Source organism: Nostoc sp. ChiSLP03a, assembly GCF_034531215.2.
Lineage (GTDB): Bacteria > Cyanobacteriota > Cyanobacteriia > Cyanobacteriales > Nostocaceae > Nostoc.
Genome location: NZ_JAVRBQ020000152.1, coordinates 1 through 11,523, shown reverse-complemented (window position 1 = coordinate 11,523; position 11,523 = coordinate 1). Strand labels below are relative to the sequence as shown.

The window sequence follows — 11,523 nt, the reverse complement described above, 5'->3', positions numbered from 1 at the left end:
AGCACCACCATTAATGGTGTCAAAGCCAAAGCCACCATCGATGAAGTCATTACCCGCTCCACCACTGAGAACATTATTGGCATCATTACCAACAATCGTATCGTTGCCAGCTGTACCAATTAAATTCTCAATGCTGACTAGGATATCTGTGAGAGTAGAATTTCCCGGAAACCTAACTACACCAGTGGAGAGATTGGCATCAATGGGGCCAGAGAAGAAAGCGTAAGATGTGGTATCAGTTCCAGCACCACCATCAATGGTGTCAAAGCCAAAGCCACCATCTATGAAGTCATCGCCATTACCACCAAACAGTTTGTCATCACCATCCAAGCCTCTGAGGGTATCGTTGTCACTACTGCCGAAGATAACATCATTGCCATTAGTTCCAGAAAAATTAATTGCCATGAGAGTTTATCCTGAATAAAGAGTAATTGTTAATATCAGGACTTACAATTTGCCAAAAAGACAATTATATGAAAAAGCTGTAATTTTCTTTTCCGCCCTACTTCTGTGACTACGATATTTCCTGTTGAGCTAACAACTAAAAAATAAGTTGAGTCAGCTAGCCAGGAATAGATTGTGATGGAAACTACATTTCCAACTTGGAAATAAGAACAAGGGAAAAACTCACTAACATTACAATGAGTGCTAATTCATATAACTGTCCATTTGTACAGCGTGTAAGTTCTAGATATAAGATTGTTAAGCGTCCGAATCGCGCTTGACATCATCATATTAAGTAATCAGTGTAGTTACGCAAGATTACGGAAAAAAGAAAAAACTTTATGCAGCTAGCTCCCCTCTTCCCAATTTTCTACCGCATTCTCCAGCCAAGTTTTCCTAACTGCCTTTGGGCTGGAAATCCAGGTTCTAAAGCGATCGCACTCACATTTGATGATGGGCCCCATCTGCAATACACACCCGAAGTCTTGGCAGTGTTAGATCGTTACAAGATTACAGCGAGTTTTTTTTGGTTGGGTGTTTGCGTCAACCGTTCACCAGCTATTGCTAAAGCCGTTAGCGATCGCGGACACTGGATCGGATTGCATGGCTACGATCATCGCTCTTTTCCTATGCTTTCCCCAAATGACTTGAAGGACAGTTTAGAAAAAACCCAAGCTGCCATTTATAATGCCTGCAACCTGCAACCTCAACAAGTGCGAGATGTCCGTCCCCCCAATGGTTTATTTACACCTGCGACTTTAAAATTGTTCTCCCAGTGGAATTACCGCCCAGTTATGTGGAGCGTTGTACCTGAAGACTGGGTGCGCCCAGGTGTCACCACTGTGGTACAGCGAATTATAGAGCAGGTCAAAAATGGTTCAATAATTGTTTTGCACGATGGTGCTTGCGGTGGAGAAGATGTTGCTGCCACAATTCAAATTCTCATTCCACAACTGCTACAACAAGGCTATAAGTTTGTAACTGTTGATACTCTGTGGCAGCAAACTCAGGCTAACTAAAGTAACGTGAGTCCGACAAGCCCTTTTTTGACCTCTCCCCCAACCCCTCTCCGACACGGAGCTACGGTGTATACACAAGTCGAGTTGGCAATCAAATCAACGAAAAACAACGGAAAATTTTTTTTAAAATCTTTGATTTTCCGTTATGACTCTATCAATAAACTGACACTATTGATAATCAGTTCGCTGAACTCAAAACCTTGCCTACCAAGGCTTGTATTTTACCAGGCAATGATTTTAGGACTTGTGTATACACCGTAGCCGACACGGAGAGGGGAGCCAAAACCCTAATTTTTCATTGTTCCTCCCTTTCCCCGTGGGAGAGGGAGGTTGGGAGGGAGAGGTTCATCGAACTCCTAAGAAAACGCAGTTTTCTTTCGCCCTTCCCGTAGGTGCGCTTTCGTTGGAAACTCACGTTAAAGTATTAGCCTGTCAAGTTAAATAAAAATGTCGTACTGGCGTGTTTAGTACTCAAACTTAGCGATCGCTTATTTACATATTTTGCATAGCAAATGTTTATCTGCGATTACGACATTGTAGTGGATAGCGCTTACCCCGCCATGTCGTCCAACCATCTGCTATTTTAGTACGACTATTATATTTGAGATACCAGTTATCTTGTTCTGCACCTAAATAACGAATACCTAAATCCTGTTTTTGTCTGCTGGAAAAACGTTTTCCTAGAGGAACCCACGCACTACCGTTATCACTAAACCGCCCGACGAGACGGACACCAGAAGTAGTAGAGCAAACATTACCATTACAACTAGTTTGTGGGTCATCGACTACTTTCCACTGCATTTTCGCTGGTCTACCGTCAATATTACAATCCCAGAGACCAAAGAACCACTCACCAGCAATTTGACTGGCTTTAACATGACTAGATGCCAATACCAAACTTGCAGGAACAATCGCCAAGCCCAAAAGCCATTTTGTGATGTTTTTCATAATGCTTCACCAATTCCTTAAGCTAATCTATGCTTTCTATTCGCTTACACTTTCTATTCACTTATAGATATCAGTATTACTATTTATGCAGATCATAAAAGTGTAAAGATTTCATATTTTTTGTGCATAGACTGCGACACCTTCCTGTTTGTACAATTGAACGGATTAATCAATTACAAACGGGTGAACTGTTATACAGCAGATTTCAAATAAAGTGAGGTACACAACGATTCGTCTGTTACGCAGATAGAAAGCGTGTTTTACTCTTGAATTCTGCTGTATTTAGCTAACGAATTTTAAAATCTATCTGACCTAAGTGTATTTCTCTGATGTACTAGATATCTTGCAAAAGTAAGTTTTGCCTTGACGTTGGGGTGCATGTGAAAGGTTAAAGGGTAAGGGAAAATTCCATCCTTTCCCCTTTAACCCCACTTTTGCAAGAAGTCTACTGAGGATAATTCAAAACTTCTAAAAGTAAAAATTGATTGCATTAACCTAATACTAAAAACTCTTCAACTGCGTTTATTGTTTAATATGACCGCAGAATGGCATGAAGATTTTTTTACATTTTCCAGTCTGGAGTATCAGCTACTAAAGGCTGATATCCCAGTGGCTTATGCTAGTTCCTAGAGTTGATGTGTGGCGAGAAAAGCTTCGACTTCAGCAGCAGTAGGTTGAGAAGCGATCGCACCTGGTTTAATAGTAGTCAGTGCCCCAACAGCGCTGGCATAAGTGACAATGCGTTTTGCTGTTTCTGCATCCCGCAAGCTGTGGATACCATACTTACTCAGTTGATGGATGAATCCTGCTAAAAAGCTATCTCCTGCACCAGTTGTATCAACTACAGGGATTGAATACGAGGGTAATTTGCCTTCGTTCTCACCCAGACAATAAGTGCAGCCGTTTTCCCCATCTGTCACCAGTACCCCCTCAATCGAAGCTAGACGATAAGTAATGGCTCCGGGATCTGCGGTTTCAAATAGCCATTCAGCTTCTTCTTTGGAGAGTTTGAGGAAATCAACTCGCTTAAATAATTCTGGAATTTTTTGATGGGCGATGTTTGGCTCTTTCCAAAATACAGGACGCCAGTTGACATCCAGCACAATTTTTAAGTCGTAATGTTCTGCTAACTCTAAAGCGCGGTGAATTGCCGCTTCACTTTCAGGATAGGCTAATTCCAAAGTACCCAAAACCAGAAAATCTGCTTCTTGAAACAGCGAATCTGACAATTGTTTAGCTTGCAAGCGAGTATCGGCAAATTCTGCGGTATCGTACTGACCAAATCCGGCAAAGGTGCGATCGCCAGCCAGATCCCGTGTAACATAAACTTGCCGCGTTGGTGCTGTGGGATGACGTTGTACTCCCGTAGTCTCTACACCTACATCTTGTAATAGCTTAACTAGTGCATTTCCTGGCTCATCTTCGCCAACAGCTCCGATAAATCCCGCTGATATTCCCAGCTTGACTAAAGCACAGGCTACATTAGCTGGTGCTCCTCCTGGGTAGGGAGTCCAAGATTTCACTTCTTCTAGCTTTAGCCCTAATTGATCGGCTAAACAATCAAACAAAATTTCACCAAGGCACAAAACACGGGGATTGCTCATCTCATTTTCAATTTTAGATTTCGATTTGGGATTAGGAATTTACAGTATAAAATCTACAATAGTTTTTGCTAATCTGTCGCCAGTCCTTCATAGAATTAAATAGCAATTTTTACTACTCTTATAGCGTGTATGTGCTTCTAATTCCCGCTTATTTTATCTCAGTGCTTAAATAATATATTTGTCAAAATGAGCTATATTTATTACATAAGATTTAGCGTGGTTTAGATTTTTAGCAACTTGAAATCCAAAGAAAATATTGACAATCATATTACTGCTAACACTTGAAACCCCTACCAAGAAAAGAATCTTCTAGAATTAGAAAGAGCGATTAAGTACATATACCAAGGGAGGATAGAAATAGTCATGGCTGGTGGCAAGTCTGAGACCCCCGTTAGTCTGTCAGACAGAGAACTGCAAATTATCGACTTAGTAGCCGCTGGCTTAACTAACCAAGAGATTGCAGCAAAACTGGAGATTAGCAAGCGTACAGTTGATAACCATATCAGTAATATTCTCACCAAGACTGAGACAGATAATCGAGTAGCCCTTGTCCGCTGGGCTTTACAGTGGGGCAAAGTCTGTTTGAATGATGTCAATTGCTGTACTCTACCTAACCAGATTGAATAAACGAATTTACTAGTAGAAGCTTAATTGCTTTGGTCTAGTAAATTACAAGCCAATTTTGAGTTTTACTGATTGTTCCCCTCCTTACGCCTAAGTTTTCAGTGTGAACACTCTACCAAAAGTTCCGAGTCCTTCACTCAGCCGGAGTTTATGTAAGTGGAGCCAGCTGACCCTCGGACTCGGAAACTAAAAAGGTCGGAATTCCTTCTCAAATTCAGCAAAACAGATATAGGACTGGGGATTAGGGACTGGGGACTGGGGAGAAGCATCTACAATGCCCAATGCCCCATGCCCCATGCCCCATGCCCTAACACAACAATCATCTACAAAAATTAGCAATAATTCAGTGGTGCAAGCGTTACATTTGAAAGAAATCTATGTTGCCCCATCGGCTTTGGGAGTAGTATTTCAATGAATACTTCCGCTTCTTTTCAGGGTAGCTGGTCTCCCTTTGAATTTTTTAACTTTGATTTTACGATACCTGTATCTGAGAAAGTTCCAAGTCTGGAAGACCAATCTTCAGACTTTCCCCAACCCACACAAGATGCCGACTTACTCAGACAGCTATCGTTTATTCCAGGGTTGAAAGAAATTTTGATGCTGCGGCAGGTTCATGCTTTAGAACATGCTACGGTTTGGGTTCTTAGCGAATCAAAAAGCGTCTATCCTGCTACAGGACAAGCCACTAACGTTCAACTAGATAATGAACTATTAGGCGGTTTATCTACCGATCGGGGATTCTACCTCTACGGTGAAGTAAATATTAGTGATTTGCGGCGTGCGATCGCACTTGCTCGACATCGCATCACCAGTGGAGAATGGGATTTGGCTGTACATCCCCGTTGTGGCACAAATTTGTCAGTAGCAATGCTCTTAACAGCTGGACTAGCTGTCGGTGTGCATCTGTTGCTTCCATTTCGACCAATCGAGCAACTTATAGGTTTGGGGTTAGCAGCGACGACAGCCGCAGAACTCGCACCTGATTTAGGTTCCATAGCACAGCGTTACCTAACAACCGCTATTCCTTTTAACCTAGCAATTGAAAATATTACCCGTACCCGTGACGTTTGGGGGCGTGAGGCACATTTTGTTAAAGTGGGCTGGCAAGAATGAAAAGGGCAGGGGGAGCAGGGGGAGCAGGGGAGGCAGGGGGAGCAGGGGAGCAGGGGAGCAGGGGAAGAAAAACTATTGATTCTTTAACTATGCCCAATGCCCAATGCCCAATGCCCAATGCCCAATGCCCAATACCCAATACCCAATACCCAATGCCCTAAAAAAATTATGAGAAAACTTTACTTCTTACTTCCCGGTACAGATAGCAAATTTGCCTGTGGTGGTCTTTGGGCTGAGTTAAAAGCACTTAATCTAGCTCAGAATTTCTGTAGTGCTGAAGTTGTAACTTACCGTCAACGGGAAAAAGATAAGCTTTTTATTGATGATTTGCTAAAAGAGAAAAATTTAAATGATGTAATTTTTGTCATCAGTTGGGGATTTCATATAGCTGAACTCGTGGCTAAACTTAAGCAATATAATGTCGTTTACCATGCACATAGTCCAGGTTATTCGTTTAGGCTACCTGCAAGTATTCCAATCATGACTGTTAGCCGCTATACAATGGGATATTGGGGAGAAAAATCACCCAATTCTCTGATTTATTATTTGCCCAATCAAATCTCTGATGAGTTTCAAAATTTAGGGTTGGAACGGGATATTGATGTTTTAGTTCAAGCTCGGAAGTCTTCGGAATATTTAATTAAAGAATTGATTCCAGCGTTGCAAAAACGTTGTAAAGTATTGGTTGTTGACTCTTATGTAGAGGATTTACCCGGACTCTTCAACCGAGCGAAGGTTTACCTCTATGATTCTGCTGAGTACTGGGCACAACAGCGTGTTAGTGAAGGATTTGGTCTACAACCAATGGAAGCTCTTGCTTGTGGTTGTCAAGTGTTTTCTAGTGTCAACGGTGGACTAGCCGATTACTTAGACCCTGGATTTAATTGTTATAAAATTGCTGGATATTCCCAAGAGTATGATGTCCAACGTATTATGAAGGTGATTGAATCTTCAGTAGTTTTTAAATTATCTGAAGATTTTTTAGTTGAGCATCGGACTGAAAATATTATTAAGCGTTTCCAAGTTATTCTGGATGAGTTAAATGAGTTTTTCGATCACAAGACTCAGCAGCCATCTAATATTAAAAGTTTGACGAAAACACGGATGGCGAAATTACTTGCTCAGAAGATATACGGGAAGTTGAGGAAGAAATATTTTAAGTAATAGAAACGTAGACGCGTAGAGGCTTACCGCAGGCTACCGCCAAGACACTGAGAACACAGAGAGAAGAGAGGAAATTGAATGAATCGGCGGTTATTAGTTACTGGGGGTGCGGGGTTTATTGGGGCAAATTTTGTCCATCATTGGTGTCAGGTTTATCCAGGCGATCGCATGGTGGTGTTGGATGCGCTTACCTACGCGGGAAATCGTCAGAACTTGACACCCTTTGAGGGAAAAGAGAATTTTCGGTTTGTGCAGGGAAATATTTGCGATCGCCTCACCATAGACAACCTATTAGCAACAGAAAATATTAATACCATCGCCCATTTTGCCGCAGAATCTCATGTCGATCGTTCGATTCTTGGGCCAGCTGCTTTTGTGCAAACTAATGTAGTCGGAACTTTCACCCTACTAGAAGCTTTTCGACAATATTGGGAAGCGAAAGCACAACCATTTGATTATCGTTTCTTACACGTTTCTACTGATGAAGTTTACGGTAGCCTGGGCGCAGATGACCCAGCTTTTTGTGAAACTACACCTTACGCTCCCAATAGTCCTTATTCAGCTTCCAAAGCGGGTAGCGATCATTTAGTCCGTGCTTATTATCATACTTATCAACTTCCAACGATTATCACAAATTGCTCTAATAATTACGGGCCTTATCAGTTTCCCGAAAAACTCATTCCCCTGATGTGTATCAACACTTTGATCGGGAAACCATTACCTGTTTATGGTGATGGTAAAAATGTCCGGGATTGGCTTTATGTGGGCGATCATTGCCGTGCTTTAGATGTGGTAATCAATCACGGTCAACCAGGAGAAACATACAATATTGGTGGCAATAATGAGGTGGAAAATATTAACATCGTGCAACTTTTATGTCAAATGATGGATGAATTAGCACCTGATTTACCAGTACATCCAGCCAAGCAGTTGATTACTTTTGTTAAGGATAGACAGGGACATGACAGGAGATATGCAATTAACGCGAACAAAATTAAAACTCAGCTTAGTTGGACACCTTCAGTAACAATTGCTGAGGGTTTACGTTTAACAGTTGAATGGTATCTCAATCATCGTGATTGGTGGGAACCTCTGCTGTCTGAAGAATATCAAGCTTACTATCGCAAAAATTATCTGCAATCTACAAATGAACGTTGACGAAATAATTACTAATTCGTAATTCGTAATTAAAGAATGGGTACAGAGCCAACACTAAATTTTTGATTTAGTGTTGGCTCTGTAAGTAATATGTATTATGTTGTCTTCAATCTTATGAAATTTCATCTAGAATTTAAAGTCTTTGCATCTACTTTTATTTGCATAAATCAATGAGTTATGTTTTTTAACGTAAGTTGCTAGTTAGTGTTCGTAATCTGCACACAATAGTGTCACAATCGATAACTACTGATGTGATTCACTCTGCGGCTGGAGGCATGATTTTTTGTGGCGTGAGACAATATCCCAGCGCCTTCATGATGGAATTGACGTTTTCAAGGCGCGGGTTGCCATTGCTGGATAAGGCTTTTTGTAATCCCCGGCGTGTCATGCCTGTTTGCTCGGCTATCTCGCTAATTCCCCGTACACGGGCAACGACGCGCAAAGATGCTAACAACGCGCCGGAATCGTTGTCTTCTGCATATTCCTGAAATATCTCGGTCAAATAATCGTCGATTTCTTCCGGGTGCTTACGCAAGTACTCTTCTTCAAATTCATCAAGTGTTCTAAATTTTCTCACGGCTTAGGTACTCCTTCCAGTAAGCTTTTGCATCCTCGATGTCCTGATTCTGTGTGCTTTTGTCGCCTCCACAGAGTAGGACAACAATATTTTCAGCATCTTCGCCGAAATAGACGCGATAACCAGAACCAAAGAACATTCGCAACTCGCTCAAACCATCTCCTATCGGCGCAACATCGCCGTAATTGCCTTGTTCAAGGCGGCGTAGACGTTGCAGGATGCGTCGTTTTCCTTGTTGATCGCGTAAATTATCGATCCACTCTGCAAACGGCTCGTAACCGTCTTGATTGGCATAGATGATAATCTGTTTTGGTTGTGCTTCTTTGGTCACTTTCAATCTTTACTGTTATCTATAACATATGCGAACAATAATTCGCATTAATTTTCTAGAGAACCCCAAAGTTGAAATCTTCAACTGCTTTCAATAAATTATCAGGCTCCCACAGTTTTTCTAGATAATGACTATCCTTGAATATAAGGGAATCAAATCAACGTAAATTGCCAGCAGGTGTCAGATGCTGCAACCAGAACAAATATTACAAGATCGTTATCAAATCCAGCGCCAACTCGGCAACAATGGAATTCGTCAAACTTGGCAAGCATTGGATTTACAAGCCTCTGATGGCGAAAATTCGACCGTTGTGGTCAAACTTTTGGCCTTTGGCGGTACTGTACAGTGGGATGACCTGAAACTTTTTGAGAGGGAAGCACAAATTCTTAAACAGCTAAATCATCCCCGCATCCCTCGATATATAGATTATTTTTGTATCGACGATCGCACACTTTGGTTTGGCTTAATCCAAGAATATATCCCTGGTGAGTCGCTTAAGGATAAACTTGCTGTTGGCAAAAGGTTTAGTGAAAAGCGAGCCAGAAAAATTGCTGTTGAGGTTTTAAATATTCTCACCTATCTACATGAATTGAATCCTGGAGTATTGCATAGAGATATTAAACCGAGTAATTTAATTTGGGGCGAAGATAATCAGATTTATTTAGTTGATTTTGGCGCAGTTCAAGATAAAGCGGCAAGAGAAGGCGTTACCTTTACCGTTGTCGGTACTTATGGTTATGCCCCAATGGAACAATTTGGTGGTCGGGCGGTTGCAGCTTCAGACTTATATGCACTGGGAGCGACTTTGATTCATTTGCTCACTGGGACTTCTCCCTCTGATTTACCCCAGCAGGATTTGCGACTGCAATTTACAGACCGAGTTAACCTCAGTCCCAGTTTTGTCAGTTGGTTACAAAAGTTGATAGAACCCGCTCCCGAACAAAGATTTACTAATGCTAGCGTTGCACTGAATGCCCTCAAATCAGGACTGACTGTCAAATCTCCAAATAAGAATCAGCTTTTGCCGCTAAAAGAAATAATCAACAATTCTGGATGCGGGATCAATAATCAGAATGAAACAGTTCCAGAGGAAATTCTTGGTTGGAATTGGGGCGCTTTTCTGATGCCTTGGTTGTGGATGTGGCCGAATCAAGTGTGGTATGGTTTATTCTGTTTTGTACCTAATGCTTGGTGGATAATGGCGATCGCACTTGGTGCAAAAGGCAATGAATGGGCTTGGAAAAGTAGGCAGTGGCGCAGTATTGAACAATTCAAAGCCCATCAGAGAGGCTGGGCGATCGCTGGTATTCTACTTGGAGCGCCCATTAGTATTATGTTATGGGTGCGAGCGATCGCTTTGCTCAAAGCTGTATTTTAAGGCAGAAGGCAAGAGAGTTTGAGTCTATCTAATTTTTATTAACATAGTTTGGTTTTTCCACATCGTTCTACTTATCAAGGCTAAAATATTGCAAAATAAATTGTCCCTCTCCGAATCGGAGAGGGACATACTTGAACTTTAGTTCAAGGCAGGGAGAGGTTCGTCGTCGAACTCACGTTAAGTTGACTACCCCACCAACTCCATTCCTAACCGCTAACTTGCGATTCAACTACACCCACGGGACAAGAAACATTTGTCCCTCCTAAACCACAATACCCGTTAGGATTTTTAGCGAGGTATTGCTGATGGTAAGCTTCGGCATAATAAAATTCCGGCGCATCCAAGATTTCTGTGGTAATCTTGCCATAACCTGCGCTGTTGAGGGCTTGTTGATAAGCTTCCCGCGATGCTTCTGCTAACTGCTTTTGATTTTCGGAATATACATAAATTCCCGAACGGTATTGAGTGCCAACATCATTACCTTGGCGCATCCCTTGGGTGGGATTGTGGCTTTCCCAAAAGACTTTCAGCAGTTCGGCATAACTAATCACTTTGGGATCGAACACAACCAACACCACTTCATTGTGACCTGTTCGCCCACTACATACCTCTTCATAAGTGGGGTTGGGTGTTAAACCAGCAGCGTAACCGACTGCGGTGGTGTAAACTCCTTTAAGTTGCCAGAATTTGCGTTCTGCACCCCAAAAACAGCCCAAGCCAAAGATTGCCTTCTCTAATCCATCGGGAAAAGGAGGTTTTAAGGGATTCTTGTTGACATAATGAGCTGCGGGTACTGACATAGATTGTGCCCTTCCTGACAAAGCTTCTTCAGGTGTGGGCATAACTGACTTTTTGCCAAATCCGAATAGTGCCATTGATTTTGATGATATATATCTTTACCTTATTTACTATTGTAGGACTTACGCAGAAGAGATCCCCCAACCCCCTTAAAAAGGGGGCTTTTAAGATTCCCCCCTTAAAAAGGGGGGCTAGGGGGGATCAAGCTTTCAAGTTTTCAGTGCGTAATATCAAGTTCGGATAAATACTTATAATAAAGCTGGGATCGTTGCAGTGTATCTATCTACGTCTTATGCCGAAACGGATTGCGATCGTTAACCACATGAGTACGGAAGAACTACTGGCTCATTATCGTCAGGCGACAG

General features: G+C 41.9%; 13 protein-coding genes. 7 read left to right on the top strand and 6 right to left on the bottom strand.

Translation table 11 applies throughout. The features are described 5' to 3' along the window. Positions 1 to 405: calcium-binding protein (locus RMY32_RS25770; protein ID WP_322711721.1), on the bottom strand; the 405-nt coding region annotated here is incomplete at its 3' end. A 380-nt stretch (positions 406 to 785) separates the two neighbouring features. Between RMY32_RS25770 and RMY32_RS25765 the strand changes: the two genes are divergently transcribed. Next, positions 786 to 1,463 carry a polysaccharide deacetylase family protein gene (locus RMY32_RS25765; protein WP_322711720.1) on the top strand — a complete coding sequence of 226 codons (678 nt, stop codon included), beginning with the start codon at positions 786 to 788 and terminating at the stop codon, positions 1,461 to 1,463. Positions 1,464 to 1,979: 516 nt separating this feature from the next. Here the strand turns inward: RMY32_RS25765 and RMY32_RS25760 are convergent. Together RMY32_RS25760 and RMY32_RS25755 are read right to left on the bottom strand one after the other, a co-directional pair. Then, positions 1,980 to 2,411 carry a DUF6006 family protein gene (locus RMY32_RS25760; protein WP_322694946.1) on the bottom strand — a complete coding sequence of 144 codons (432 nt, stop codon included), beginning with the start codon at positions 2,409 to 2,411 and terminating at the stop codon, positions 1,980 to 1,982. A 626-nt stretch (positions 2,412 to 3,037) separates the two neighbouring features. Further along, positions 3,038 to 4,015, bottom strand: coding sequence for a carbohydrate kinase (locus tag RMY32_RS25755; RefSeq protein ID WP_322711719.1), 978 nt, complete (start codon positions 4,013 to 4,015; stop codon positions 3,038 to 3,040). A gap of 363 nt (positions 4,016 to 4,378) precedes the next feature. Between RMY32_RS25755 and RMY32_RS25750 the strand changes: the two genes are divergently transcribed. The 5 genes from RMY32_RS25750 (at position 4,379) to rfbB (ending at position 8,074) form a co-directional block, all read left to right on the top strand. Continuing rightward, positions 4,379 to 4,642: a helix-turn-helix domain-containing protein gene (locus tag RMY32_RS25750; RefSeq protein ID WP_292870113.1), complete on the top strand. Its 264-nt coding sequence runs from the start codon at positions 4,379 to 4,381 to the stop codon at positions 4,640 to 4,642. 408 nt (positions 4,643 to 5,050) lie between these two features. Beyond that, a complete protein-coding gene (locus RMY32_RS25745; RefSeq protein WP_322711715.1) occupies positions 5,051 to 5,752 on the top strand; it encodes a DUF6391 domain-containing protein in 702 nt (233 codons plus the stop codon). Beyond that, positions 5,749 to 5,913 (top strand): histidine kinase, encoded by a 165-nt coding sequence (locus RMY32_RS25740; RefSeq protein ID WP_409883992.1) that lies wholly within the window; start codon positions 5,749 to 5,751, stop codon positions 5,911 to 5,913. The genes RMY32_RS25745 and RMY32_RS25740 overlap by 4 nt, the downstream gene beginning before the upstream one ends. A 7-nt stretch (positions 5,914 to 5,920) precedes the next feature. After that, positions 5,921 to 6,916, top strand: coding sequence for a glycosyltransferase (locus RMY32_RS25735; RefSeq protein WP_322711722.1), 996 nt, complete (start codon positions 5,921 to 5,923; stop codon positions 6,914 to 6,916). Positions 6,917 to 6,994: 78 nt separating this feature from the next. Next, positions 6,995 to 8,074: a dTDP-glucose 4,6-dehydratase gene (rfbB, locus tag RMY32_RS25730; protein ID WP_322711713.1), complete on the top strand. Its 1,080-nt coding sequence runs from the start codon at positions 6,995 to 6,997 to the stop codon at positions 8,072 to 8,074. 256 nt (positions 8,075 to 8,330) lie between these two features. Here the strand turns inward: rfbB and RMY32_RS25725 are convergent, their stop codons facing one another. Continuing rightward, a complete protein-coding gene (locus RMY32_RS25725) occupies positions 8,331 to 8,651 on the bottom strand; it encodes an addiction module antidote protein (RefSeq protein ID WP_322711712.1) in 321 nt (106 codons plus the stop codon). Beyond that, a complete protein-coding gene (locus tag RMY32_RS25720; RefSeq protein ID WP_322711711.1) occupies positions 8,638 to 8,982 on the bottom strand; it encodes a type II toxin-antitoxin system RelE/ParE family toxin in 345 nt (114 codons plus the stop codon). The genes RMY32_RS25725 and RMY32_RS25720 overlap by 14 nt, the downstream gene beginning before the upstream one ends. 184 nt (positions 8,983 to 9,166) lie before the next feature. Here RMY32_RS25720 and RMY32_RS25715 point away from each other — a divergent pair, with 184 nt between their 5' ends. Continuing rightward, on the top strand, positions 9,167 to 10,360 hold the full coding sequence (locus RMY32_RS25715) for a serine/threonine-protein kinase (protein WP_322711710.1): 1,194 nt from the start codon (positions 9,167 to 9,169) through the stop codon (positions 10,358 to 10,360). Between the two features lie 206 nt (positions 10,361 to 10,566). Here RMY32_RS25715 and msrA read toward each other — a convergent pair whose 3' ends face one another. Continuing rightward, positions 10,567 to 11,235 carry a peptide-methionine (S)-S-oxide reductase MsrA gene (gene msrA / locus RMY32_RS25710; RefSeq protein ID WP_322711709.1) on the bottom strand — a complete coding sequence of 223 codons (669 nt, stop codon included), beginning with the start codon at positions 11,233 to 11,235 and terminating at the stop codon, positions 10,567 to 10,569. Positions 11,236 to 11,523 lie beyond the last annotated feature (288 nt).